Annotated in this window: 25 protein-coding genes; 11 read left to right on the plus strand and 14 right to left on the minus strand. The window is 59.5% G+C overall.

The annotated features are described in order from the left end of the window. Window positions 1-78: 78 nt before the first annotated feature. The gene (locus K0F88_RS07865; protein ID WP_219094755.1) at window positions 79-999 is read right to left on the minus strand and encodes a zinc ABC transporter substrate-binding protein; all 921 of its coding nucleotides are present in this window, start codon (window positions 997-999) and stop codon (window positions 79-81) included. A gap of 66 nt (window positions 1,000-1,065) precedes the next feature. Between K0F88_RS07865 and zur the strand changes: the two genes are divergently transcribed. From zur to K0F88_RS07885, 4 genes are read left to right on the plus strand one after another with little or no spacing between them, the layout of a single operon-like run. Next, window positions 1,066-1,548, plus strand: coding sequence for a zinc uptake transcriptional repressor Zur (gene zur / locus K0F88_RS07870; RefSeq protein ID WP_010465632.1), 483 nt, complete (start codon window positions 1,066-1,068; stop codon window positions 1,546-1,548). Continuing rightward, window positions 1,548-2,333, plus strand: coding sequence for a zinc ABC transporter ATP-binding protein ZnuC (gene znuC / locus K0F88_RS07875; protein WP_219094756.1), 786 nt, complete (start codon window positions 1,548-1,550; stop codon window positions 2,331-2,333). The genes zur and znuC overlap by 1 nt, the downstream gene beginning before the upstream one ends. Beyond that, on the plus strand, window positions 2,326-3,114 hold the full coding sequence (gene znuB, locus K0F88_RS07880) for a zinc ABC transporter permease subunit ZnuB (RefSeq protein ID WP_017341765.1): 789 nt from the start codon (window positions 2,326-2,328) through the stop codon (window positions 3,112-3,114). The genes znuC and znuB overlap by 8 nt, the downstream gene beginning before the upstream one ends. Window positions 3,115-3,151: 37 nt before the next feature. After that, on the plus strand, window positions 3,152-3,868 hold the full coding sequence (locus tag K0F88_RS07885) for a PA5502 family lipoprotein (RefSeq protein ID WP_219094757.1): 717 nt from the start codon (window positions 3,152-3,154) through the stop codon (window positions 3,866-3,868). 121 nt (window positions 3,869-3,989) lie between these two features. On the opposite strand, the gene katE is transcribed toward K0F88_RS07885, so the two are convergent. Next, window positions 3,990-6,128: a catalase HPII gene (gene katE, locus K0F88_RS07890; protein ID WP_219094758.1), complete on the minus strand. Its 2,139-nt coding sequence runs from the start codon at window positions 6,126-6,128 to the stop codon at window positions 3,990-3,992. A gap of 260 nt (window positions 6,129-6,388) precedes the next feature. Here katE and K0F88_RS07895 point away from each other — a divergent pair, with 260 nt between their 5' ends. The 3 genes from K0F88_RS07895 (at window position 6,389) to K0F88_RS07905 (ending at window position 8,932) form a co-directional block, all read left to right on the plus strand. Beyond that, window positions 6,389-7,396, plus strand: coding sequence for a methionine ABC transporter ATP-binding protein (locus K0F88_RS07895; RefSeq protein WP_219094759.1), 1,008 nt, complete (start codon window positions 6,389-6,391; stop codon window positions 7,394-7,396). After that, complete coding sequence (locus K0F88_RS07900) at window positions 7,396-8,070, plus strand: methionine ABC transporter permease (RefSeq protein ID WP_010465643.1); 675 nt, start codon at window positions 7,396-7,398, stop codon at window positions 8,068-8,070. The genes K0F88_RS07895 and K0F88_RS07900 overlap by 1 nt, the downstream gene beginning before the upstream one ends. Window positions 8,071-8,161: 91 nt before the next feature. Further along, a complete protein-coding gene (locus K0F88_RS07905; RefSeq protein WP_219094760.1) occupies window positions 8,162-8,932 on the plus strand; it encodes a MetQ/NlpA family ABC transporter substrate-binding protein in 771 nt (256 codons plus the stop codon). An 88-nt stretch (window positions 8,933-9,020) separates the two neighbouring features. Here the strand turns inward: K0F88_RS07905 and K0F88_RS07910 are convergent, their stop codons facing one another. The 5 genes from K0F88_RS07910 to K0F88_RS07930 are packed head-to-tail and all read right to left on the minus strand — an operon-like array spanning window position 9,021 to window position 12,929. Next, window positions 9,021-9,656, minus strand: a complete 636-nt coding sequence (locus K0F88_RS07910) for an SCO family protein (RefSeq protein WP_219094761.1) — start codon at window positions 9,654-9,656, stop codon at window positions 9,021-9,023. Further along, complete coding sequence (cyoE, locus tag K0F88_RS07915) at window positions 9,653-10,552, minus strand: heme o synthase (RefSeq protein ID WP_219094762.1); 900 nt, start codon at window positions 10,550-10,552, stop codon at window positions 9,653-9,655. Before cyoE ends, K0F88_RS07910 begins: the two co-directional genes overlap by 4 nt. Beyond that, a complete protein-coding gene (locus tag K0F88_RS07920; RefSeq protein ID WP_219094763.1) occupies window positions 10,540-11,619 on the minus strand; it encodes a heme A synthase in 1,080 nt (359 codons plus the stop codon). The genes cyoE and K0F88_RS07920 overlap by 13 nt, the downstream gene beginning before the upstream one ends. A gap of 10 nt (window positions 11,620-11,629) precedes the next feature. Next, entirely contained in the window at window positions 11,630-12,223 is a 594-nt protein-coding gene (locus K0F88_RS07925) for a hypothetical protein (protein ID WP_219094764.1), read from the minus strand. Next, window positions 12,189-12,929: an SURF1 family protein gene (locus K0F88_RS07930; RefSeq protein WP_094469790.1), complete on the minus strand. Its 741-nt coding sequence runs from the start codon at window positions 12,927-12,929 to the stop codon at window positions 12,189-12,191. The genes K0F88_RS07925 and K0F88_RS07930 overlap by 35 nt, the downstream gene beginning before the upstream one ends. A gap of 70 nt (window positions 12,930-12,999) precedes the next feature. On the opposite strand from K0F88_RS07930, the gene K0F88_RS07935 reads away from it, so the two are divergent. After that, window positions 13,000-13,203, plus strand: a complete 204-nt coding sequence (locus K0F88_RS07935) for a twin transmembrane helix small protein (RefSeq protein ID WP_094469789.1) — start codon at window positions 13,000-13,002, stop codon at window positions 13,201-13,203. Between the two features lie 4 nt (window positions 13,204-13,207). On the opposite strand, the gene K0F88_RS07940 is transcribed toward K0F88_RS07935, so the two are convergent. The 4 genes from K0F88_RS07940 to coxB form a co-directional block, all read right to left on the minus strand. Next, on the minus strand, window positions 13,208-14,095 hold the full coding sequence (locus tag K0F88_RS07940; RefSeq protein WP_219094765.1) for a cytochrome c oxidase subunit 3: 888 nt from the start codon (window positions 14,093-14,095) through the stop codon (window positions 13,208-13,210). Between the two features lie 25 nt (window positions 14,096-14,120). Next, the gene (locus K0F88_RS07945; protein ID WP_219094766.1) at window positions 14,121-14,672 is read right to left on the minus strand and encodes a cytochrome c oxidase assembly protein; all 552 of its coding nucleotides are present in this window, start codon (window positions 14,670-14,672) and stop codon (window positions 14,121-14,123) included. Between the two features lie 123 nt (window positions 14,673-14,795). After that, the gene (gene ctaD / locus K0F88_RS07950; RefSeq protein WP_150711544.1) at window positions 14,796-16,382 is read right to left on the minus strand and encodes a cytochrome c oxidase subunit I; all 1,587 of its coding nucleotides are present in this window, start codon (window positions 16,380-16,382) and stop codon (window positions 14,796-14,798) included. Window positions 16,383-16,464: 82 nt separating this feature from the next. Then, a complete protein-coding gene (gene coxB, locus K0F88_RS07955) occupies window positions 16,465-17,592 on the minus strand; it encodes a cytochrome c oxidase subunit II (protein ID WP_219094767.1) in 1,128 nt (375 codons plus the stop codon). Between the two features lie 372 nt (window positions 17,593-17,964). On the opposite strand from coxB, the gene K0F88_RS07960 reads away from it, so the two are divergent. Further along, window positions 17,965-18,615, plus strand: coding sequence for a hypothetical protein (locus K0F88_RS07960; protein WP_094469784.1), 651 nt, complete (start codon window positions 17,965-17,967; stop codon window positions 18,613-18,615). A gap of 121 nt (window positions 18,616-18,736) precedes the next feature. On the opposite strand, the gene K0F88_RS07965 is transcribed toward K0F88_RS07960, so the two are convergent. The 3 genes from K0F88_RS07965 to K0F88_RS07975 all read right to left on the minus strand — a co-directional run bounded on the left by K0F88_RS07965 (window position 18,737) and on the right by K0F88_RS07975 (window position 22,381). Then, window positions 18,737-20,263, minus strand: a complete 1,527-nt coding sequence (locus tag K0F88_RS07965; protein ID WP_219094768.1) for a SulP family inorganic anion transporter — start codon at window positions 20,261-20,263, stop codon at window positions 18,737-18,739. Between the two features lie 84 nt (window positions 20,264-20,347). Then, entirely contained in the window at window positions 20,348-21,079 is a 732-nt protein-coding gene (locus tag K0F88_RS07970; RefSeq protein ID WP_219094769.1) for a carbonic anhydrase, read from the minus strand. A gap of 243 nt (window positions 21,080-21,322) precedes the next feature. Continuing rightward, the gene (locus tag K0F88_RS07975; protein ID WP_219094770.1) at window positions 21,323-22,381 is read right to left on the minus strand and encodes a PA0069 family radical SAM protein; all 1,059 of its coding nucleotides are present in this window, start codon (window positions 22,379-22,381) and stop codon (window positions 21,323-21,325) included. A gap of 223 nt (window positions 22,382-22,604) precedes the next feature. Here K0F88_RS07975 and K0F88_RS07980 point away from each other — a divergent pair, with 223 nt between their 5' ends. Both K0F88_RS07980 and K0F88_RS07985 read left to right on the plus strand, forming a co-directional pair. Beyond that, window positions 22,605-22,910 carry a hypothetical protein gene (locus K0F88_RS07980; RefSeq protein WP_094469780.1) on the plus strand — a complete coding sequence of 102 codons (306 nt, stop codon included), beginning with the start codon at window positions 22,605-22,607 and terminating at the stop codon, window positions 22,908-22,910. A gap of 230 nt (window positions 22,911-23,140) precedes the next feature. Next, window positions 23,141-23,788, plus strand: a complete 648-nt coding sequence (locus K0F88_RS07985; protein ID WP_219094771.1) for a dual specificity protein phosphatase family protein — start codon at window positions 23,141-23,143, stop codon at window positions 23,786-23,788.

Genomic DNA, 23,788 nt, shown 5'->3' on the forward strand with positions numbered 1-23,788 from the left:
TCTATCTGACCTATCAATTTGGGGGCTGCTTCGCAGCCCAACGGGGGCAAGCCCCCTCACCACAGGGTTCTGTGTCGGTTACAACGACTCCAGACACCCCGCCAAATCATTTCCCAACTTCTCCAGCACCTGCTCATACCCCTGCGCAGTCGCCGGCGTGTACCCACCCAGCGCATCCAGCTCCGCCAGTTTCACCGGCAGGCCAGCCACCAGGGTTTCCGCCAGGCGCGGACGCAGGGGCGGCTCACTGAACACACAGGTCTTGCCGACTTCCTGCAACCGCGTGCGCATCGCCGCGACGTGTTGGGCGCCCGGCTGGACTTCGGCGGCGACGCTGAATACGCCGGTGTGCTTGAGGCCGTAGGCGTCTTCAAAGTAGTCGAAGGCCTCGTGGAATACGAAGTACGGTTTGCCTGCGATGCCGGCCAGGCGCGCTTTCAAGCGAAGATCCATTGCATCCAGACGCTCATCGAACGCCTTGAGGTTGCTCTGATAACGCGTGGCGTTGGCCGGATCGGCTGCACTCAAGTCAGCAGCCATTTTTGTGGCGATGACACGCGCATTTACCGGAGACAACCACAAATGCGCGTCCAGGCTGCCCGGACGATGATCGTGGTCATGCTCGTCGGCTTCTTCCGCGTGGGAGTGGTTGTCTTCGCCAAAGTGGCGCAGTTTCAGCCCCGGCAAATCCTGCACGGCGACGCTCGGCAGCGTTCGACCGTTCAGCACGCGAGGCAGGAAACCTTCCATGTCCGGACCGATCCAGTAAACCAGATCCACCGATTGCACCTTCCGTACGTCGGAAGGGCGCAAGGCATAGTTATGCGGTGAAGCGCCCGGTGGCAGCAGCACTTCCGGGATCGCCACGCCGTCCTGCACCGCAGCGGCAATCAGCTGTAGCGGCTTGATGCTGGTGAGGACTTTGACGTCGGCTTGAACTGAGCCAATGAACAGAAAACTTGCGGCAAATGTGACAAAGATAGAAAAAAGTCGGGACACGATGACCACTCGAAGAGGCGAGAACGGGTAACATAATAACGTCTCTCACAAAACTCGTCGCCGCTCATGCCTAAAACACCGATCGCCAGCCGTCCCCACGACCACTCTCATTGTGTGCATAGCGCACTGACTGAGGCCGATGCCTTGTGCGCACGTCAAGGCCTGCGCCTGACCGCCTTGCGTCGGCGGGTGCTGGAGCTGGTGTGGCAAAGTCACAAGCCGTTGGGCGCCTACGACATTCTCGCGGTACTCAGCGAGCAGGACGGCCGCCGCGCCGCGCCGCCAACCGTGTACCGTGCGCTGGATTTCCTGTTGGAAAACGGCCTCGTCCACCGCATCTCCTCGCTCAACGCCTTCGTCGGCTGCAATCACCCGGAGCATGCCCACCAGGGGCAGTTCCTGATCTGCCGCGAATGCCACGCCGCCATTGAGCTCGAACAGAAATCCATCAGCGACGCGATCATCAGCAGCGCCAAGGACGTCGGTTTCGTCGTCGAAGGCCAGACCGTTGAAGTGGTCGGTCTCTGCTCGGGTTGCCAGGGGGCTTGATGAGCAATGCGCTGATCCGCCTCGAGAATGTTGCCGTCACCTTTGCCGGGCAAAACGTGCTGGATAACATCGAGCTGAGCGTCGAGCCGGGGCAGATTGTCACCCTGATCGGCCCGAACGGCGCGGGCAAAACCACGCTGGTGCGCGCCGTGCTCGGCCTGTTGAAGCCGGACAGCGGCAGCGTCTGGCGCAAGCCGAAACTGCGGGTCGGTTACATGCCGCAAAAACTTCACGTCGATCCGACGCTGCCGCTGTCGGTGCTGCGCTTCTTGCGTCTGGTGCCGGGCGTGGACCGCGCCAGGGCCTTGGCGGCACTCAAGGAAGTCGGCGCCGAGCAGGTGATCGACAGCCCGGTGCAAAGTGTATCCGGCGGCGAAATGCAGCGCGTGCTGCTGGCTCGAGCCCTGCTACGTGAGCCGGAACTGCTGGTGCTCGACGAACCGGTGCAAGGCGTCGATGTGGCCGGTCAGGCCGAGCTCTACAGCCTGATCACTCGGCTGAGGGATCGTCACGGCTGCGGCGTGTTGATGGTCTCCCACGATTTGCACCTGGTCATGAGCACCACCGACCAGGTCGTTTGCCTGAATCGTCATGTCTGCTGCTCCGGGCACCCGGAACAAGTCAGCGGCGATCCGGCTTTCGTCGAGCTGTTCGGCAAGAACGCACAAAGCCTGGCGATTTATCACCACCACCACGATCACGCCCATGACCTGCATGGTTCGGTGGTCAGCGCGGCCCCGACGGCCCAACCCCATGTCCACGGAGATAGCTGCAAGCATGGCTGATTTTCTGCTTTACGCCCTGCTTGCAGGTCTGGCTTTGGCGCTGGTCGCAGGACCGCTGGGTTCGTTTGTGGTCTGGCGGCGCATGGCCTATTTCGGCGACACCTTGTCCCACGCGGCCTTGCTCGGCGTGGCATTGGGCTTTCTGCTGGATGTCAGCCCGACGGTGGCTGTCACCGTCGGCTGCTTGCTGTTGGCGGTGCTGCTGGTGACGTTGCAACAGCGTCAGCCGCTGGCGTCCGACACGCTTTTGGGAATTCTCGCACCGAGCACGCTCTCTCTGGGCCTGGTCGTACTAAGCTTCATGCACGAAGTGCGGATCGACCTGATGGCGTACCTGTTCGGCGACTTGCTGGCGATCAGCCCGACCGATCTGGCCTGGATACTCGGCGGCAGCGCGGCCGTTCTGGCACTGCTGGTGACGTTGTGGCGACCATTGCTGGCGATTACGGTGCATGAAGAGCTGGCCCGGGTGGAAGGTTTGCCCGTGCCGGCGTTACGCCTGACCCTGATGTTGCTGATCGCGGTGGTGATCGCGGTGGCGATGAAAATCGTCGGTGTGTTGCTGATTACTTCACTGTTGATCATCCCGGCAGCTGCGGCACAACGTCACGCCCGCTCGCCGGAGCAGATGGCACTGGGCGCGAGCCTGCTGGGCATGCTCGCGGTCTGTGGCGGGCTGGCGTTGTCGTGGTTCAAGGACACCCCGGCGGGCCCGTCGATTGTTGTGACGGCCGCCGCACTGTTTCTGCTGAGTTTTGTCCTGCCCCGTCGAGGGGTGTAGACTTGCTCGTTTTTTGCGCAAATAGAGAGTCGCAGGAATGAAGCTGTTAGCCTCCCGTTATCTGCTCCTTGTCGCATTTTCGCTGCTACTGGGCGCTTGCCAAAGCACGCCATCGGCCACCACTGTGGCGACCGATGCACGGGCCACGGCCATCGCGCAGCTGGAACAAAACCTGGCCAGCAGCGAGCTGGCCACTGCCGAAGATCAACTGGCGACCTTGCAGGCCCAGTCGCCCGACGATCCATCCCTTGTGCAATATCAGCGGCAATTGGCCGAAGCCTATTTGCGCCGCAGCCAGATCGTGCTGCAAAAGGGCGATGTGAATGCGGCCGCCACTGCGCTGGCTCGGGCCCGGGCGTTAATGCCAAAGGCTCCGGCGCTGACGGGTGGGGTCAACAACGCCATCGTCAATGCCCGTAAAGCTGAGCTGGACCGGGCTGAAGCGGCGTTGCTGGCTGCCGAGGCCAAACCGCAGGCGAAGGTGATTGATCCCACGGCTGAAAGCACCACGATTGCGCTGAACCTCACCGATATGACCAAGCTTCGCCGCCAACTGGATGCGATCGCCGCTGATGTGGTGAATTATCAATGTGACGTGAGCATTCAGGCGCCGCGCACCCAGGATTACCCTTGGTTGGCCACATTGCTGACCAAACGGGTGAAGAAGCTGGATGCGGATTTTGATATGAATCTGCAGAAGCAGATCCTGCGCAGCGTTCCGGCGCAGATCGTCCTGAGTCCGCGCAAACCTTAAATGCATCGCGAGCATGCTCTCTCTCACAGTGGATCAGCGTTGATCACAGTTCTGTGATCCACCCCAAATCCTGTGGGAGCGGGCTTGCCCGCGAAGGCGTCCTTCCTACCGATACAAATCCTCAGGCCGGAATCGCTTTGGCCTTCGGCTCCCGATCCCAAACCCGATGCTGCCCGATCGCGGCAAAAAACGGTTTGATCAACTTCGCATCTGCCCCCACGATCAGCCCCGCATCCACTTCAAGCTTCAACACATCCAGCAACTGCTTCGCCTCGCCATGCAGCGCAATCGCCTTTAAGTGCTTGTACGCCTCCAACAGGTAATGCAGCGCTACGCCATCAGTGCTCAACGCCTTGATCGACGCCGCGCCACCGGGTACGAACACCGCATCGAATGCCACCGAAGGCAAGCCTTCCATCGAAGCGTCCACCGGCAGCGTCTTGCCATCGGCGGTGGTCACGGGCGCGGAAGTCGGGCCGAGCAGCTTGGCGTGCGCACCTTCGGCCTTCAACGCCTTCTTCATCGCATCAATCGCAGCACCATCGACACCGTTGGCCGCCAGAATCGCCACTTTCCGGGTTTTGATATCCCCCGGCAGCAGGTTGGCCTGGCTCAAGGCCGGTGAGCGATCCAGTGAGGTTTTACGCACTTCGACGGTGCCAGCCTTCGGCGCCGGCAAACCAAGGTTCTGCGCCACGCGTTTGGCCAGTTCCAGATCGATATTGGCCAGGATCTCATTCACCTGACGCGCACGGATGAACTCACGCTCGACTTTGCCCAGCTCAAAGCTGTACGCCGAGATGATGTGTTCCTGCTCGTGCTTGCTCATGCTGTGGAAAAACAGCCGCGCCTGGGAGAAGTGGTCGCTGAACGACTCGCTGCGTTGGCGAATCTTGTTGGCGTCGATGCGCTCCGGGTAGGTCTCGAATCCACCGTCCTGCGCGGCGGGCGGGGTTTCCTTCGGCCAGCCGCCATCAATAGAGTTTGGCTCGTAGGACGCGCGGCCCTTGTCGATGGTCGTGCGATGCAGCGCATCCCGTTGTCCGTTATGGAACGGTGCTACCGGGCGGTTGATCGGGATCTCGTGAAAGTTCGGCCCGCCGAGTCGGCTGATCTGCGTATCGGTGTAGGAAAACAGCCGACCCTGCAGCAGAGGATCGTTGGAGAAGTCGATGCCCGGCACGATATGACCCGGGCAGAACGCGACCTGCTCGGTTTCAGCGAAGAAGTTGTCGGGGTTGCGATTGAGGGTCATTTTGCCCAACGGGGTAATCGGCACCAGTTCTTCGGGGATCAGTTTGGTCGGGTCGAGGATATCGAAGTCGAATTTATGTTCGTTTTCTTCCTCGATGACCTGCACGCCCAATTCCCATTCCGGGTAGTCGCCCATCTCGATCGACTCCCACAGATCGCGACGGTGGTAATCGGTGTCTTTGCCGGCGAGCTTTTGCGCCTCATCCCACACCAGCGAGCATGTGCCGGCGGTAGGGCGCCAGTGGAATTTGACGAAGCGCGACTTCCCTTCGGCATTGATCAAGCGAAACGTATGCACGCCAAAACCTTGCATGCTGCGCAGGCTTTTCGGGATCGCCCGGTCGGACATGGCCCAGATCACCATGTGCGCTGATTCCGGTACCAGAGAAACGAAGTCCCAGAAGGTGTCGTGAGCCGAGCCGCCGGTAGGAATCTCGTTGTGTGGCTCCGGTTTCACCGCGTGCACGAAGTCAGGAAACTTGATGGCATCCTGAATGAAAAACACCGGCATGTTATTGCCCACCAAGTCGAAGTTGCCTTCGTCGGTGAAGAATTTCACGGCGAAACCTCGCACGTCCCGGACGGTATCGCCTGACCCACGCGGGCCCTGCACCGTGGAAAAGCGCACGAATACCGGGGTTTTCTTGCCGGGATCCTGTAGGAAACCGGCCTTGGTCAGTACGGAATGGTTTTCATAGGTCTGGAAAAAACCATGAGCGCCAGTGCCCCGTGCATGGACGATGCGCTCCGGGATTCGCTCATGGTCAAAATGCGTGATTTTTTCACGCATGATGAAGTCTTCCAGCAACGATGGCCCGCGAGCGCCGACCTTCAAGGTGTTCTGGTTGTCCGAAACCTTCACACCCTGATTGGTGCGCAGGGCTTGTTCGGTGGCGTCGGAGCGGAATTTTTCCAGGCTCTCGAGCTTGGCATTGGTGTTGCCGCGGTCCAGGGTATCGGTCCCGGCCAGTGCGCTTTTAGGTGCGGCAGGCTTTTTAGTGCTCATCAGTCGTAAACTCCTCGTTGCGATCCCGTAGCCAGGACTTATATGCATTCCCCAGGCACGGCACCGGGGGCGTTTTCGAGTTGCCTTATTAGTGACTGGCGAGCTTTTTAGCCGTTCCTTTTTTCTAACCTTTGATCGCGTTATTGCCAAATGGAAGGTTGAATGCGGAATAAATGCTAATAACCTCTATACGGACAGGCTAAAATGCGCGCCCGGCTAACCGCTGACCCTTTTCCAACGCGCCCCACAAGGTTCGCTACGTGATCGAGTTTCAAAACGTCCACAAAACCTACCGCGTCGCCGGTAAGGATATTCCCGCCCTGCACCCGACCAGTCTGACGATTGAGAACGGTCAGGTCTTCGGCCTGATCGGTCACTCCGGCGCGGGAAAAAGTACCCTGCTGCGTCTGATCAATCGCCTGGAAGAATCCAGCGGCGGCAAGATCTTCGTCGACGGCGAAGAAGTCACGGCACTCGACGCCAACAGCCTGCGCCGCTTCCGCCAGCAGGTCGGGATGATTTTCCAGCACTTCAACCTGCTGGCGTCCAAGACTGTGGCCGACAACGTCGCGCTGCCGCTGACCCTGGCCGGTGAACTGTCGCGCAGCGAGATCGACCAGCGTGTCGCCGAGTTGCTGGCGCGGGTTGGCTTGTCCGACCACGCCAAAAAGTACCCGGCGCAATTGTCCGGCGGTCAGAAGCAGCGTGTCGGCATCGCCCGCGCCCTGGCGACCAAACCAAAAATCCTGCTGTGCGATGAAGCCACCAGCGCCCTGGACCCGCAGACCACTGCGTCGGTCCTGCAATTGCTGGCAGAGATCAACCGCGAGCTGAAACTGACCATCGTCCTGATTACCCACGAGATGGACGTGATCCGCCGGGTCTGCGACCAGGTCGCCGTAATGGACGCGGGTGTGATCGTCGAGCAAGGTTCGGTGGCCCAGGTGTTCCTGCATCCGAAACACCCGACCACCAAGCGTTTCGTGCAAGAAGACGAGCAGATCGATGAAAGCGAACAGCGTGACGACTTCGCCCATGTGCCGGGCCGCATCGTGCGTCTGACCTTCCAGGGCGAAGCGACCTACGCGCCATTGCTGGGGACCGTCGCTCGGGAAACCGGTGTGGACTACAGCATCCTGGCCGGTCGTATCGACCGCATCAAAGACGTCCCCTACGGACAATTGACCCTGGCTGTTACCGGTGGCGACATGGAGGCGGCGTTCGCCCACTTCACCGCGGCTGACGTCCACATGGAGGTCCTGCGCTGATGGAAGTCCTGACAAGTTTCTTCGTCAATATCGACTGGTTCGAAATCTGGCTGGCCACCGGCGATACCCTGCTGATGCTCTTCGGTTCGTTGTTGTTCACCGTGTTGCTCGGCCTGCCGCTGGGCGTGCTGTTGTTCCTGTGCAGTCCGCGTCAGTTGCTGGAATCCAGAACCCTCTATGCCGTGCTGTCGCTGGTGGTGAACATCTTGCGTTCGCTGCCGTTCATCATTTTGCTGATCGTGATGATCCCGTTCACCGTGCTGATCACCGGCACCTCGCTCGGCGTCGCCGGTGCGATCCCGCCGCTGGTAGTGGGCGCCACGCCGTTCTTCGGGCGACTGGTGGAAACCGCCCTGCGTGAGGTGGATCGCGGCATCATCGAAGCCACCCAGGCCATGGGGGCGACTACCCGGCAGATCATCATCAACGCCCTGCTGCCAGAAGCCCGTCCGGGCATTTACGCGGCGATTACGGTGACGGCTATTACACTGGTGTCCTACACGGCGATGGCCGGTGTGGTCGGTGCCGGTGGGTTGGGCGACCTGGCGATCCGTTTCGGTTATCAGCGTTTCCAGACCGATGTGATGATCGTCACCGTGGTGCTGTTGCTGGTGCTGGTGCAGGTTCTGCAAATGGTTGGTGACAAACTGGTCGTCCATTTCTCCAGAAAATAAACAGTTCTCGTAAACAAGACATGAGCCGGCCATTCGCTGGCAGGCGCCAAATCCAGGCGCCGCAAGCGGGTACCCACAAGGAGTTAGCTGAATGAAAAAACTACTCGTCGCGTTCGCAGCCGTTGCAGCGTTTTCCGCTCACGCGGACACCCTGACTGTCGCAGCCACGCCGGTTCCGCATGCGGAAATCCTCGAATTCGTCAAACCGGCCCTGGCCAAAGAAGGCGTGGACCTGAAGGTCAAAGTGTTCACCGACTACATTCAGCCGAACGTGCAGGTTGCCGAAAAACGCCTGGACGCCAACTTCTTCCAGCACCAGCCGTACCTCGATGAGTTCAACAAGGCCAAGGGCACCGACCTGGTCGCCGTTGCTGGCGTACACCTGGAACCGCTGGGCGCTTACTCCAGCAAGTACAAGGCACTGACCGAACTGCCAGGCGGTGCCAACGTGGTGATCCCGAACGACGCCACCAACGGCGGTCGTGCACTGTTGCTGCTGGCCAAGGCCGGCCTGATCAAGTTGAAGGATTCGAACAACATCCTGTCGACGGTCAAGGACATCACCGAGAACACCAAGGACCTGAAATTCCGTGAGCTGGAAGCCGCGACCATCCCGCGCGTGCTGACCCAGGTCGACCTGGCGCTGATCAACACCAACTACGCGCTGGAAGCCAAGCTCGATCCGTCCAAGGATGCGCTGGTCATCGAAGGCAACGACTCGCCTTACGTGAACATCCTCGTAGCCCGCCCGGACGACAAGGACAGCGAAGACATGAAGAAACTGGTTGCTGCCCTGCACAGCCCGGAAGTGAAGGCCTTTATCCTCGAGAAGTACAAAGGCGCGGTATTGCCGGCGTTCTGATCACCTGATGCAACGAAAAAAGGGGCGCATCGAATGCGCCCCTTTTTTGTACCTGGAATCCGACCCTGTGGGAGCGGGCTTGCGGTGTTTATTTGCGGTTGAGCATCACCGGCAACTGTGTCACCAACTTGGCGTTATTCAACGGCGCGCGAATAAACCCACGCTGTGTCCCGTCCGGACCGATCACCGCGAGGTTGCCGCTGTGATCAACCGTGTAATTCGGCTTGCTGGTGTCGGCCGGAATAAACGGAATACTCACCGCATTGGCCAGTTTCTGAATGTCCTCAACCGACGAAGCCGTCAGGCCTGTGAACTGTGGATCGAAGTAGCCCAGATATTGCTTGAGCTGCTTGGGCGTGTCGCGGTTCGGGTCGACGCTGACCAGGATGATCTGCAACTTCGCCACAGCCTCGGGCGGCAGTTCGCTTTTGATCTGGCGCAGCTGGGCGAGGGTGGTCGGGCAGATGTCCGGGCAGAAGGTGTAGCCGAAGAACAGCAGTGACCATTTGTCTTTCAGCTCGTTGACCATCACCGGCTTGCCGTCCTGATCGGTCATCGTCACGTTTGGCAGATTGCGGCTTTGCGGCAGCAAAATGATCCCGGCGTCGATCAACGCCGTCGGATCGCCCTGGCCTTTGCCGGACAGCACTTTGTTGATGGTCAGGCCCAGAACCAGCGCGATCAGGGCGACGAGGATAAAGACGGTTTTCTGAGTTCGAGTCATAGGTTCAACAGTAAGTAGTGGTCTACGAGCAGCGCGATAAACAGCAGGAACAAGTAGTAGATAGAGTACTTGAACGTGTTGATCGCCGCGTGCGGCCGAGTGCCACGGTACAGCACCACGGTCCATTGCAGAAACCTTGCGCCCAGTCCCAAGGCGCAAATCAGGTAGAGCATGCCGCTCATGTGGATCACGTAGGGCATCAGGCTGACGGCCAGCAGCGCGAAGGTATAAAGCAGGATGTGGACCTTGGTGTAATGCTCGCCATGGGTCACCGGCAACATCGGGATGTCGGCCTTGGCGTATTCCTCTTTGCGGTGAATGGCCAGGGCCCAGAAGTGCGGTGGGGTCCAGGCGAAGATGATCAGCACCAGCAGCAAGGGTTCGGCGCTGATATGACCGGTGGCAGCGGTCCAGCCGAGCAACGGCGGGGCGGCACCGGCCAGGCCACCGATGACGATGTTCTGCGGCGTCGCGCGCTTCAGGAAACCGGTGTAGACCACCGCATAACCGAGCAAGGACGCGAGGGTCAGCCAAGCGGTCAGCGCATTGGTGAAGGCCAGCAGCACGGCTTGCCCAAGCACCGCCAACACCAAGGCAAACGTCAGCGCCGCCGCCGGTGATACCCGACCTTCAGCCAAGGGACGTTTGTGGGTGCGCGCCATCACTGCATCGATACGCCGGTCCACCACATGATTCACCGCCGCCGCACCCCCGGCACACAACGCGATCCCCAGGTTGCCGAACACCAGCACCGTCCACGGCACCCCGGCGCGGGTCGCGAGGAACATGCCGACCAGCGAGGTGATGAGCATCAGCACCACCACTTTCGGCTTGGTCAGCTCCAGGTAGTCACGCCAGATCGCCTGACTGTGACGTTCGCCGATCAGAGTCGCCATGGCATCTCTCCTTTTATTGTTATGGGCCCGGCTGAGTGTTTGCGCGGGCTGAACCGCCAGCGCGCAGGGGATTGCTGTTTGACCCGAACCAGGCTGGTTCGCGCGTGATAATTGACCAGCACCATCGTCAGTAGCAGCGCTGCGCCCCCGGCGTTGTGCGCGACGGCGACGGGCAGCGGCAAGTGGAACAAGACGTTGCTGATGCCAAGGGTGATTTGGGCCGCAAGGGCGATCAGCACCAGTCCGGCCAAGCGCGTCATGCCAACCACTTTCAGTTGCCAGGCCAACCCCAGCAGCACGAGCGTCACTAGCAACGCGCCGATGCGGTGAGTCAGGTGAATCGCTGTGCGGGCATCACTGTCCAGTTGCCCGCCCAGGTAATTGGGGCCGATGTGTTGGGTCAGGTGAAAACCGTTGGCGAAATCAGCCGGTGGCAGCCATTGCCCATGGCAGGTCGGGAAGTCGATGCAAGCCACGGCTGCATAGTTGGAACTGACCCAGCCCCCAAGGGCGATTTGCAAGATTACCAGCAGCAACCCGGCCGTCGCCCAGTGCTGCAAACGCCGTGGCACGGTCAGCGCCGGCAGTACGCCGGACAGGCGCAAGGTCAGCAAAAACAGCAGGCTCAACGTCGCAAAACCGCCAAGCAAATGCCCGGTCACCACTTGCGGCCAGAGTTTGAGCGTCACCGTCCACATGCCGAACGCCGCTTGGGCGATGACCACCGCCAGCAGAAACAGCGGCAACTTCACCGGTTGCCCCGGATGACGACGATGCACCCAGGCGCGACCGGCCAGCACTGAAATCAACAACCCGAGGGTACCGGCGAAATAGCGGTGGACCATCTCGTTCCAGCCTTTGTGGGCTTCGACGGGCGCATCGGGAAAATGCAATTCGGCATGGGCCAGTTGGGCTTCGCTTTTCGGCACGCTGATAAAGCCGTAGCAACCCGGCCAGTCCGGGCAGCCGAGGCCTGCGTGGGTCAGGCGGGTGTAGGCGCCGAGCAACACCACAATCAGTGCCAGCAAGGTGGCAAACAGCGCGAGGCGAAATCCAGGTTTGGCCATGACGATGCCCTTATCCGATGTTCGACAGTTTCAGCAAATGACGCAGGTCATTGAGCAGGTCCTTACCCTTCACCGTCGGGTCGTAGCGCAGCACCAGATTGCCGTGCGGGTCGATGATCCACAGTTGCGGTGCAGTTTTGTCTCCCGCTGTTTTGGTGAAAGTGGTCAGGTCCATTGGGTAACGTTGCAGTTGCGGGTATTCGCGGGTCAGCTTGGCGTCGTAATCGGCCGTCAGCGGTTGCGCGGCGGCCAAGGCGTGGCTGGCGCGTGACGCATCGCGGCCAAGGCCGATCTGAATCTGCCGCGCCAGGTACACCAGTTGCTGGCAGTCCACCGAGCACTCCTTGGGTGCGGTGACCAGTATTTGCCAGCGCTCCTCTTGCGCCTGCACGCCCAGGTCGGCGCGGGTCTGGCCATTACCGATCAGCTCGCCGTGATAACTGCGGCCCTCCGGCACCCAGAACTGCAACTTGTACATCCCGGTGGCGAGGATCATCGGACCGATCACCCCCAGCAGGATCAGCAATAACTGCAACCGGCCCTTGCGCCGACTCGCCGGCGTTTTCGCCTCAGACATGCTGGGTGGATTCATGGCCGCTCCCATGGTGTTTCTCCTTTGCGTTGTGCCAGCCGAGATAGAGATAAAGGCCGAACAGGGCGATCGACATGGCGAACCACTGCACGGCATAAGCGATATGTTTTTCCGGCCCCATGGCCACCACTGGCCAATCGGCCTGATAGGACGCGGGGCCGGCTTCTGCGCGTAATTCGTAGGCAAAACCGTCACGGTCGAGCGCTGTCCACAGCTTGGCCGGTTCGACGGCCGTGATCAGTTGTGGCCACTTTGGGGTGCTTGGGTCGGCGTGCAATTGGAAGGTGGCGCCGGGGGAGACGTAGACCCAGGCATCCAGGCTCAGGGCCTGAGTCGGGGTAGTGAATTGCGGCGGGGTGCGCCGATCCGGCCACGGCAGCCAGCCGCGATTGACCAGCAGCCAGAGCCCGGTCGCCTGGTCCTGAAACGGTTGCAGCAGTTCGACGCCAACCTTGCCGTCGCGCTGGCGGTTATCCAGCAGCAGGCTGTGCATGGCATCGAACTGGCCGTGCAGCCGAACCCGACGAAAAGCCGGATCTTCAGTGTGTTGCAGCGCGGTGCTGGGCATCGGTTCAGCCGTCCGACGCTCGGCGTAGCTTTGCAGCAGCGCGCTTTTCTCCGCGCCCCGGCTCAATTGCCAGAACCCGAGTGACACCAGCATGGGCAGCAGAATAGCGACCACCAGGGTCGGCACGATGCCCGGCCGGAAGCGCTTCATGGCGTCGCCAGAAAGTCGCTGGTTGCGATAGCTATACTCAAGTGCATCGCCTTTCCCCCGGAGTTCCACCATGCTCAAAGCAGCCATCGTCCTGATGCTGATTGCCACGGTTGTCAGCCTGTTCAGCGGCCTGTTTTTTCTGGTCAAGGACGACAGCAGCTCGAACCGCCTCGTCATTGCCTTGAGTGTTCGTGTTGCCCTGGCCGCCATCACCGTCGGCTTGATTGCCTGGGGTTTTTTCAGCGGCCAGTTGGTTTCTACTGCGCCTTGGTAAAGCCTCAGAGCACGTAGACGAAAACGAAGAGACCTATCCACACCACGTCCACGAAGTGCCAATACCAACTTGCCGCTTCAAATCCGAACTGGTGCTCGTTATCGAAGTGCCCGCGCATGATCCGCATCAGCATCACAAACAGAATGATGGTGCCGATGGTCACGTGGGCGCCGTGGAAGCCGGTGAGCATGAAGAACGTTGCACCGTAGATGCCCGAGCCGAGTGTCAGGCCCAGTTCGTGATAGGCGTGCATGTACTCTTCGGCCTGAAAACCGAGGAACGCGCAGCCCAGCAGTACGGTGATCGCCAGCCAGATTTTCAGCGCACCGCGATGGCCCTTTTTCAAGGCGTGGTGGGCGATGGTCACGGTGACGCTGGAACTCACCAGCAACACGGTATTGAGCAGTGGCAGGCCCCAGGGGCTGATGACTTCCTTGGGCGGCGGAAACAGTTTTGAGTCCGGGTTATTCAACAATGGCCAAGTGAACTGGAAGTTCGGCCACAACATGTGGGCGATACCTTTGGCCCCTTCACCGCCGAGCGCCGGACCGGAGACGTGACGCACATAAAACAGTGCGCCGAAGAAGGCGATGAAGAACATCACCTCCGAAAAGATGAACCAGCTCATGCCCCAGCGGAACGAGCGATCCATCTGTGCGCTGTACAACCCTTGGCGACTTTCCTTGATCACGGTTCCGAACCAGCCGAACAGCATGTAAGCCAACAGCAGGCCGCCGACGAAAAAGATCAGCGGGCCGTGGGATTCCGGCCGCGCAGCCTTCAGGTCGTTGAACCAGGTGGCCAGGCCGAACACGGTGACGAACATGCCGACGGTGGCGATGATCGGCCATTTGCTCTGGGCCGGTACGTAATAGTGTTCATGAGTTGCCATTTATTGTTCTCCTTATCGGGCACGCTCAGCCGCCAGTGTTTACAGCTACCGGTGGATGTCGGGCGGTGATATCGAACAGCGTGTAGGACAGCGTCAGGTGCTTCACTTCCTTGGGCATGTCGCGGTCAACGATGAAACGTACCGGCATCTCGATCCGTTGACCGGGCTGCAGCACTTGCTGGGTAAAGCAGAAACATTCGGTTTTGTGGAAGTACGCCGCCGCGTTGCTGGGTGCGATGCTCGGCACTGCCTGGGCGCTCATCGGTTTGTCGGTCGGGTTGTGCGCGATAAAAATCATCTCGTTCACGGCCCCCGGGTTGGCCGTCAGTTCGTCACTTTTGGGATAGAAATCCCAGGACATGTCGGCGGAATTGGTCGACAGAAACTGCACGCGCACCTGCCGCGACGTGTCGACCGTCTGCTCGCCTTCGTACTGCCCGGAGGTCTTGCCGTTGATGCCGAACGCCTTGCACATCACGTCGTAGATCGGCACCAGGGCAAACCCGAAGACAAACATCGCCACCACCACCAACAGCAGACGGGTGACGAGTTTTTTCATCGAAATCGAATCAGCCATGATTTCCAACTCCTGCGCCAACCCATGTATGAGCCGGCTTGCTGGCGATCCAAACACCGCGGTGCATCAGGCGCACCGCGTTATCGTTCATCGCCAGCAAGCCGGCTCCTGCGAGGGCGGTGTTCATTTCACTTCCGGCGGCGTGGTGAAGGTGTGATACGGCGCTGGTGACGGGATGCTCCACTCCAGGCCTTCCGCGCCATCCCACGGTTTGGCCGGTGCTGGCGGGCCGCCGCGAATGGTCTTGATCACGATGAACAGGAAGAAGATCTGCGTGGCGCCGAACATGAACGCACCAATCGACGACACCATGTTGAAGTCGGCGAATTGCAGGTTGTAGTCCGGAATCCGTCGCGGCATGCCCGCCAGGCCCACGAAGTGCATCGGGAAGAACGCCATGTTCATGCCGATGAACGAGAGCCAGAAATGCAGCTTGCCGAGGGTTTCGTCGTACATGTGGCCGGTCCATTTCGGCAGCCAGTAGTAGGCCGACGCGAAGATCCCGAAGATCGCCCCCGGCACCAATACATAGTGGAAATGCGCGACCACAAAGTAGGTGTCCTGGTACTGGAAGTCCGCCGGGGCGATGGCCAGCATCAGTCCGGAGAAGCCGCCGATGGAGAACAGAATCACGAACGCCACCGCGAACAGCATCGGTGTCTCGAAGGTCAGCGAGCCTTGCCACATGGTGCTGGCCCAGTTGAACACTTTCACCCCGGTAGGCACCGCGATCAGCAGTGTGGCGTACATGAAGAACAACTCGCCCACCAGCGGAATGCCGACCACGAACATGTGGTGTGCCCAGACGATGAACGACAGGAACGCGATGCTCGCCGTGGCGTAGACCATCGAGGTGTAGCCAAACAGCGGCTTGCGCGAGAAGGTCGGGATGATCGAGCTGACGGCACCGAAGGCCGGCAGGATCATGATGTACACCTCGGGGTGACCGAAGAACCAGAACACATGCTGGAACAGTACCGGGTCCCCGCCACCGGCGGCACTGAAGAAGCTGGTGCCGAAGTGGATGTCCATCAGCATCATCGTCACGCAACCCGCCAGCACCGGCATCACCGCGATCAGCAGGAACGCGGTGATCAGCCAGGTCCAGACGAACAGCGGCATTTTCATCAACGTCATGCCGGGGGCGCGCAGGTTGAGGATGGTCGCGATCACGTTGATCGCACCCATGATCGAGCTGATCCCCATCAAGTGGATGGCGAAGATGAAGAAGGTCACGCTTTCCGGTGCATAGGTCGTCGACAGCGGGGCGTAGAACGTCCAGCCGAAGTTCGGTCCGCCACCGGGGGTGAACAGGGTCGACACCAGCAGGATGAACGCCGCCGGTAACAGCCAGAAGCTGAAGTTGTTCATCCGTGGCAGGGCCATGTCGGGCGCGCCGATCATCAACGGGATCATCCAGTTGGCGAGGCCGACGAACGCTGGCATTACCGCACCGAACACCATCACCAGACCGTGCATGGTGGTCATCTGGTTGAAGAACGCCGGTTCGACGATTTGCAGCCCCGGCTGGAACAGCTCGGCGCGAATCACCATCGCGAACGAGCCGCCCAACAGGAACATGGAAAACGCAAACCACAGGTACAGCGTGCCGATGTCCTTGTGGTTGGTGGTCAGCACCCAACGCATCAGGCCTTTGGCGGGACCGTGGGCGTGATCGGCATGACCATGGTCATCGATGACGGCGCTCATGGCGTGTCTCCTGCAAACAGATGGGCTGGGCAGGCCGGGGCGCGCTGCCCCGACCGGTTCCTTGGTTGCGCAATAGACCGGATCATTTGCTTTCCGCCTGTTTCAGCTCCAGCACTTCTTTAGGAGTGACCATGTCGCCTTTGTTGTTGCCCCAGGCGTTACGTTCGTAGGTCACAACCGCCGCGATATCGACTTCCGAGAGCTGCTTGCCGAACGCCGCCATGGCGGTGCCGGGCTTGCCGTGGAAGACAATGCTCAGGTGACCTTCTTTCGGTCCGGTGGCGATTTTCGAGCCCTTGAGCGCCGGGAACATCGGCGGCAAGCCCTGGCCTTCGGCCTGGTGACAGGCGACGCAGGTGGTGTGATAAACCTTGTCGCCGCGCTCCTTGAGCTCGTCGAGGGTCCATTCCTTGCTGGTCAGTTCTTTAAGCTGCAGGGCTTCGGCCTTGCGCTCGGCCAGCCATTTTTCGTAATCGGCCTTTTCCTTGACCTCGACCACGATCGGCATGAAGCCATGGTCTTTGCCGCACAGTTCGGCGCACTGGCCACGGTAGATGCCGGGTTTGTCGACGCGGGTCCAGGCTTCGTTGACGAACCCCGGAATCGCATCGCGCTTGACCGCAAAGGCCGGCACCCACCAGGAGTGGATAACGTCTGCCGACGTCACAAGGAAGCGCACCTTGGCGCCAATCGGCAGCACTAATGGCTTGTCGACCTCGAGCAAGTAATGCTCGCCCTTGGTTTCCTTGTTGTGGATCTGCTCGGCGGGGGTCGTCAGGTTGCTGAAGAACTCGACGTCCTGGCCCAGGTATTTGTAATGCCACTTCCACTGATAGCCGGTGACCTGGATATCGATATCCGGCTCACTGGCGTCGTACATCTTGATCAGGGTTGCCGTCGCAGGAACCGCCATGGCCACCAGGATCAGGAAGGGCACGATGGTCCAGAGGATTTCGACGGTGGTGCTTTCATGAAATTTTGCGGCCACCTGCCCGGTGGAGCGGCGGTGGACCATCATCGACCAGAACATGGCGCCGAAGACGATGATGCCGATCACTACACAGATCCAGAAAATGGTCATGTGCAGGTCAAATACTGCGTGACTGATTTCAGTCGCTCCCGGCGCCATATTCACAGTCCAGGCGGCTTGCGCCTGGCTGAAAATCGACCACAACAGGAGGCCCATCCAGACGTGTGGATGTCGCATCATTGCGGGTTCCCCTTATCGTTCTTGTTATCCCGCCGGCTTTCACCTGCGGCAAGGGAGCGGCTTTTTCAGACTACGAAACTTGAATCGCCGAGCCTTGCTGCGTGTGCAGTCGGGCGTCATCAGCTAACTCCATTCCCACCCGAGTATAGACAGCGACTGCTACCTCGCAACGTGATGGCGTAAATGATCTGAAACAGGTGGGACTTGCGTTCAAGGGCACGAATGGAGAAGGATGCAGACGAGTGGTGGCAAATCGATATAACGGAGGCGTCTCAAGGATGAAACAATTATGACAAATGCGTCTTAGCATTTTTCATAAGCCAGCTAAGTTATGTCTTCCCTATTTCATTGCCTTTGTTTCCTGGAGTTTTCATGAACACCGCCGCATTGCGCGAGCAGATCCAAAAAGCCCAACAACACGAGGCCGAAACCGGCCTGCTGACTCGTCAGCTTGAAACTCAATTGCCACACCTTCACTCCGCCATCCAATTGCCGGATGTCGACGCCAACGGCGTGATGACGCGTTTTGTGGCCGCGTATATAGAGCAAGTGCCGGACCTGCTGGACGCAGCCAATGAAGTCGCCAGGGAAGCGGGTATCGAATCACAGATCAAGCCGGTGCTGAAAATCGCCGAGCAGTTCTTCCTCCAGCCACCGGCAATCATGGCCGGTCATGTCGGCCTGGACAGCCTGCTGGACGAAGCTTATCTGGCGCATCGGTTGGTAGAAGAGGTCAATGACCTGTACATCAAGCATTTTGGCCAGCCACTGATCCCTTTGGACATGACGGTCGCCAACCTGATTGCCCACCAACTGATCGGCGAGGACTTCGCCAATCAACTGGATGAGGCGGTGCATCACGCCGTGGACGAGATGCTTGATGAAGACAGTTTCGCGCTGGAGTCCGTGGAGGCCTACCGCGAAAAACTCAACAGCCCGGACACCGGCGCTGCATGGAAGCGCTGGCCATGCCTGTCGCGCCAGTTGGGCGTAGGGCTGGAGCTGGATCAGCCAGCTGCCTGATTCTTTAGAATCAACACCATCCCCTGTGGGAGCGAGCCTGCTCGCGAAAGCGGTGCATCAGTCGACATTATTGCTGAATGACACACCGCAATCGCGAGCAGGCTCGCTCCCACACTGTTTTCTACGCGGCTGAACCAACTCCGGTAGTGGTCCGCAACCGCCCTTCAAGCCTGCGCTTCAACCCCCGCGCTTCAATAATCAGCTTCGACCCTTTGGCCGCATTGGCCCGACCCCATTCCTCAAGCAATTCCAGACACGAGTGATCGATGTAGCTCAGGTTGTTGAGCGGCACATGCACCGTCGCGCCTGGGGGAATCGTTCCCAGCACCTGGGTCAACGCCGGCACCTTGAGAAAGGTTGCGGCCCCCGTCAGTCGTAACTCCATCTCACCGTCGGCCGGCAGGTCGATCAGGCTGATTTTCAACCGCGAGGCTTTCCAGGCCAGTTTGGCCAGGGTCAACCCGAAGCCGATCAGCACGCCGGTCAGCAGGTCGGTGAAGATGATTGCCAGCGCCGTCGCCGCGTAAGTGAACATCGGCATCCGGCCATAACGGCCCAGGCCGCGAAACGCCTTGAGGTCGACCAGTTTGAAACCGGTATACACCAGCACGCCCGCCAGGCTCGCCACCGGAATGCTTTGCAGCACACTGGACAGCAGCAAGACGAAAGCCAGCAACCACAGACCGTGGAAGATCGCCGACATTCGCGTAGTGGCGCCGGCCTGGACATTGGCCGAACTGCGCACGATCACACCGGTCATGGGCAGCGCGCCAAGCAGACCGCAGAGCATGTTGCCGACGCCCTGTGCCGACAATTCCCGATCGAAATCGGAGCGCTGGCCGCTGTGCATGCGGTCCACTGCCGCGGCGGAGAGCAGGGTCTCGGCGCTGGCAATAAACGCCACGGCAAATGCCGCGATCAGTAAGGTCGGGTCAGCCAGATTGAGCAAATCGGCAGGTTTCAGCCAGTCGATGGCTTCTGCCAGGTTGGCCGGGACTTCCACGCGTTTGACCTGCAAGGCGAGCATCAGGCTGGCGACCGTCGCCAGACCCACGCCAAGCAGCGCGCCGGGAATGAAACGCAGGGAGTGGGGACGGAATTTCTCCCACAGCCACATCACCGCAATCGTCGACAGCCCAAGCAAACCGGCTTGCCAGCCAAGGGAGGGCAAGGCCTGGAGGACGGCCGCCGGGAAGGCTGCCAGGTTATCCAGCCCCGAGGGCTTGGGCACGGCGTCGAGCATCACATGCACTTGCGACAACACGATCAGCACGCCAATCCCGGCAAGCATGCCGTACACCACCGCAGGCGCCGTGACCCGAAACCAGCAACCCAGCTTGAAGCGCCCGGCCATCAGTTGCAGAAAACCCGCCAACAGCAGGATGGGCCCGAGCATGGCAATGCCGTGCTGGCGCACCAGTTCGAACACCAGAACCGCCAGACCCGCCGCCGGGCCGCTGACTTGCAGCGGTGAGCCGGCAATCCAGCCCACCACCAGACCACCGATGATCCCGGTGATCAAACCCTTGGCCGGCGGCAGGCCCGAGGCGATGGCAATGCCCATGCACAAGGGCAGGGCGACGAGAAACACAACCACGGATGCCAGCAGCTCCCGCGGCAGAACAGCTTTCAATTGCGCAGCACGCATGATGATTCTCCCGAAGTTTTCTTCAGGCATGGCAAAGCCAGGCTGCTCGATCAGCAGCCTCGGCTAAACCACACCTGGGAGGATTTAGAAGCGCGCTTTGGGCGTCGCCACGGGAATCGGATGACTGCCATCAAGCGGCAGGAAACACCCTTTGTCCGCGTCGTAAGCTCTGATTTCGCTGGTTTCGATGTTGTAGATCCAGCCATGGATAAACAGCTGACCGTTGGCCATGCGCGAGGCCACGGACGGATGCGTGCGCAAATGCTGAAGCTGGGCGATCACGTTCTCTTCGGTGAGGACGTGCATGCTTTCGCTTTCGTCAGCGCAATGGCAGTTTTCCTGGACCATGGTTTTCGCCACTTCCGCATGGCGCAGCCAGGCTTTGACCGTAGGCATTTTTTCCAGGCTTTGCGGGTTGAGCACGGCGCGCATCGCGCCACAGTCGGAGTGGCCGCAAATGATGATGTGCTGTACGCCGAGGGCCAGGACCGCGTATTCGATGGCCGTGGAAACACCGCCGTTCATCTGCCCATAAGGCGGCACAACGTTGCCGACGTTTCGGGTCACGAACAGGTCGCCGGGGGCGCTTTGGGTGATCAGTTCAGGAACGATGCGCGAATCGGCGCAGGCGATGAACATCGCTCGGGGGCTTTGGGCCGTGGCGAGTTTTTTGAAGAGTTCTTCCTGCTGGGGAAAAACCTCGTGATGAAAATGCAAAAAGCCGTCAACGATATGCTTCAGCGCTGCATCGGCGGTTTCCGCCTGGGGTTGGGCAGAAGCCGACGCAGCCAACGGCTGTTTATCCTTGTCACTCATGATTCATCCTCTTTGGCGGAGTCAGGGAATTTTCCCGTTTTGTCCGGTGTGAAGCCAGTGGCTGTTTAAAAAACATCCAGGCCGAACATCTCGACCCGTCAGTCACTCGATGAACAAGGTATCTGCCGAAACTTAACTCAAACTGAATCAAGTGCTCTAGAACGTGTGTTCCAGGTCACTAAAAACGTGACCAGCGTAATGGCCAAGTGATTTTCCCACTACTCAACCATAGGCCAATTGTCCTCAAATCAACGACATCTGGCGACCCGGCGGACAGAAGGCGTCGCAGTCCAGGTCGAATCCTTCCCGACGATTGAGCCCCAGGCGCTTGATGGTTTTGGCAAAGCGTTGCGCCAACAGATCGGCAAACGGCCCTTCACCGCGCATCCGGGCGCCAAACCGACTGTCGTAAAGCTCCCCGCCGCGGCTTTGACGAATCAGGCTCAACACATGAGCGGCACGCTGCGGATAGTGGGCGGCCAGCCATTCTTCGAACAGCGGCGCTACTTCCAGCGGCAGGCGCAACATCATGTAAGCGGCGCTCTGGGCACCGGCAGCATGGGCCTCGGTGAGCAGGCTTTCGAGTTCGCTGTCGTTGATCATCGGAATCATCGGCGAACACAGCACGCCCACCGGAATTCCCGCTTCACGCATCACGCGGATCGCCCGCAACCGGGCCTTGGGTGCAGCGGCGCGCGGTTCGAGGATGCGTTTGAGTTCATCGTCGAGGGTGGTGAGGCTGATCATTACCGCCACCAGCCGTTGCCCGGCGAGTTCGGCCAGCAGGTCCAGATCCCGAAGAATCAGCGAGCCCTTGGTGATGATGGTCACCGGATGCCGGTAACGCAGCAGCACCTCAAGGGTCTGGCGGGTGATTTTGTGTTCGCGCTCGATCGGCTGATAGGGATCGGTGTTGGAGCCCAGATTGATCGGCGCGCATTGATAGCCTCGTTTGGACAGCTGTTCTTCCAGTACATCGGCGGCGTTGGTCTTGGCGATCAGTTTGGTTTCGAAATCCAGCCCGGGTGACATGTCCCAATAGGCATGGCTGGGTCGCGCGTAGCAGTAGATGCAACCGTGCTCGCAACCACGATAGGGATTGATCGAGCGATCAAAAGGCAGGTCCGGGGAAGTGTTACGGGTGATGATGGTTTTCGCCGTTTCAATGCGCACTTCCGTGCCCTGGGTGATCGGCGCTTCCTGATACCAGCCGTCATCCTCGGCCACCGAGCGATTCGGCGCGAAGCGGTTGTGCGGGTTGGTTGCGGTGCCGCGGCCGCGAGGTGGCAGAGGGGTCGCCATCGACATCATCCTTAAGCTGTATGTTCATACAGTATATGGCCGCGGCCGAATAGGCCAGTGCCGTTCAGCGCCTGAAAAGGTGTTAAGTCGCGACGGGTTGTTTATTACTAATGAGCTTCTTGTAATGATGAGAAACAGATAGAAAGTAACTTGGTTATAATCAATCGGTATTATGCGCATCACACGAAGTTAACGTGTTATCACTATTAAAAGGATTTAATTAATGTCGAATTACAATCAGCGCGGTGTCTTTCTACAACGGTTGGCCCCGTCTGTCGTTAGTCCGAAAGAAGTTCGGGTTTCCATGCAGTTTGCTTTGAAAGAAGAGGGTTATGACCCGGAACACCGCACGCCTACGTACTCCCTGCTGGACTCTAGCACCCATGAAGCCGTTTCGAATGACGGTGGTTTAACCTTCTCCATGCGTCAAAACCCGGCGGACGTGAACGGTGACAGGACTGTCGATGCCCAGGACAAGGCCGTTCTGATTGCTCTGGCGACAGCGTATTCAAAAATCGTTAATCCTTGATTGTTATTGAGCGCATGAAACTTTTAAGTATTCATGCGCATGCAATTTGAGTAAGTACTTAAAGCGGAATGGAATTTTAGTACCGCTTTTTTTATTAAGCGCCAGCCATACGAAAGCAGGTTTAAATCCTTCAATTCACGGATCTTTGACAGAAGTCTCACGGGCCTTTGACTGCTCAGGGCTAAAGCTATGTGGCACCTAACCACTTTTCCCCACACGGTCGTCCGAGCATGCCCCGATTGCGCTTCTTAACTGCAACATGCCTGTTGTCGCTGGCCGCACTTTTCAACCTGACGATGGCCTTCGCTGACGACAGCGCATCGCCCCGCCCGGCGGAATGGGCTCAGCCGGTCGAGGTGCAATACAACCTCTATCAAATGTCCCCGACGCTTTACCGCAGCGCCTTGCCCGACAGCGGCGCCGTATCGCTGCTGAAAAAACTCAACGTCGCGACTGTCATCAATTTTCTGCCCGAGTCGGATTCAAGCTGGTTGTCCACGCCGGACATTACTCAGGTGCAGCTGCCCTATCGCACCAATCACGTGGATGACGCCCAGGTGCTCAAAGCCCTGCGTGCCATCCAGACCGCCGAATCCCATGGCCCGGTGCTCATGCACTGCAAACACGGTTCGGACCGCACCGGCCTGATCGCGGCGATGTATCGGGTGGTGGTGCAAGGCTGGAGCAAGGAGGACGCCCTGAACGAAATGACCCAGGGCGGCTTTGGTGACAGCACCCATTTCAAGGACGGTGTGCGTTACATGATGCAGGCCGATGCTGACAAGCTTCGAACCGCGCTCGCCAACGGCGATTGCAGCACCAGCCCGTTTGCGGCCTGCTCGATGAAAAATTGGTTCAAATCCGCCCACGTCGAATAA

This window comes from Pseudomonas sp. UMAB-40, from assembly GCF_900095275.1.
Classification (GTDB): Bacteria; Pseudomonadota; Gammaproteobacteria; order Pseudomonadales; family Pseudomonadaceae; genus Aquipseudomonas; species Aquipseudomonas mandelii_B.

What these genes read in the sequence shown, in the direction of transcription:
- K0F88_RS07920 (WP_219094763.1), bottom strand. Translation starts at nt 11,619, where the DNA reads ATGGCCAAACCTGGATTTCGCCTCGCGCTGTTTGCCACCTTGCTGGCA.
- K0F88_RS07965 (WP_219094768.1), bottom strand. Translation starts at nt 20,263, where the DNA reads ATGCGTGCTGCGCAATTGAAAGCTGTTCTGCCGCGGGAGCTGCTGGCA.
- ctaD (WP_150711544.1), bottom strand. Translation starts at nt 16,382, where the DNA reads ATGAGCGCCGTCATCGATGACCATGGTCATGCCGATCACGCCCACGGT.
- K0F88_RS07925 (WP_219094764.1), bottom strand. Translation starts at nt 12,223, where the DNA reads ATGGGAGCGGCCATGAATCCACCCAGCATGTCTGAGGCGAAAACGCCG.
- K0F88_RS07885 (WP_219094757.1), top strand. Translation starts at nt 3,152, where the DNA reads ATGAAGCTGTTAGCCTCCCGTTATCTGCTCCTTGTCGCATTTTCGCTG.
- cyoE (WP_219094762.1), bottom strand. Translation starts at nt 10,552, where the DNA reads ATGGCGACTCTGATCGGCGAACGTCACAGTCAGGCGATCTGGCGTGAC.
- K0F88_RS07935 (WP_094469789.1), top strand. Translation starts at nt 13,000, where the DNA reads ATGCTCAAAGCAGCCATCGTCCTGATGCTGATTGCCACGGTTGTCAGC.
- K0F88_RS07945 (WP_219094766.1), bottom strand. Translation starts at nt 14,672, where the DNA reads ATGGCTGATTCGATTTCGATGAAAAAACTCGTCACCCGTCTGCTGTTG.
- zur (WP_010465632.1), top strand. Translation starts at nt 1,066, where the DNA reads ATGCCTAAAACACCGATCGCCAGCCGTCCCCACGACCACTCTCATTGT.
- coxB (WP_219094767.1), bottom strand. Translation starts at nt 17,592, where the DNA reads ATGATGCGACATCCACACGTCTGGATGGGCCTCCTGTTGTGGTCGATT.
- K0F88_RS07910 (WP_219094761.1), bottom strand. Translation starts at nt 9,656, where the DNA reads ATGACTCGAACTCAGAAAACCGTCTTTATCCTCGTCGCCCTGATCGCG.
- K0F88_RS07940 (WP_219094765.1), bottom strand. Translation starts at nt 14,095, where the DNA reads ATGGCAACTCATGAACACTATTACGTACCGGCCCAGAGCAAATGGCCG.
- K0F88_RS07980 (WP_094469780.1), top strand. Translation starts at nt 22,605, where the DNA reads ATGTCGAATTACAATCAGCGCGGTGTCTTTCTACAACGGTTGGCCCCG.
- K0F88_RS07975 (WP_219094770.1), bottom strand. Translation starts at nt 22,381, where the DNA reads ATGGCGACCCCTCTGCCACCTCGCGGCCGCGGCACCGCAACCAACCCG.
- znuC (WP_219094756.1), top strand. Translation starts at nt 1,548, where the DNA reads ATGAGCAATGCGCTGATCCGCCTCGAGAATGTTGCCGTCACCTTTGCC.
- K0F88_RS07985 (WP_219094771.1), top strand. Translation starts at nt 23,141, where the DNA reads ATGCCCCGATTGCGCTTCTTAACTGCAACATGCCTGTTGTCGCTGGCC.
- znuB (WP_017341765.1), top strand. Translation starts at nt 2,326, where the DNA reads ATGGCTGATTTTCTGCTTTACGCCCTGCTTGCAGGTCTGGCTTTGGCG.
- K0F88_RS07900 (WP_010465643.1), top strand. Translation starts at nt 7,396, where the DNA reads ATGGAAGTCCTGACAAGTTTCTTCGTCAATATCGACTGGTTCGAAATC.
- K0F88_RS07960 (WP_094469784.1), top strand. Translation starts at nt 17,965, where the DNA reads ATGAACACCGCCGCATTGCGCGAGCAGATCCAAAAAGCCCAACAACAC.
- K0F88_RS07970 (WP_219094769.1), bottom strand. Translation starts at nt 21,079, where the DNA reads ATGAGTGACAAGGATAAACAGCCGTTGGCTGCGTCGGCTTCTGCCCAA.
- K0F88_RS07905 (WP_219094760.1), top strand. Translation starts at nt 8,162, where the DNA reads ATGAAAAAACTACTCGTCGCGTTCGCAGCCGTTGCAGCGTTTTCCGCT.
- K0F88_RS07930 (WP_094469790.1), bottom strand. Translation starts at nt 12,929, where the DNA reads ATGAAGCGCTTCCGGCCGGGCATCGTGCCGACCCTGGTGGTCGCTATT.
- katE (WP_219094758.1), bottom strand. Translation starts at nt 6,128, where the DNA reads ATGAGCACTAAAAAGCCTGCCGCACCTAAAAGCGCACTGGCCGGGACC.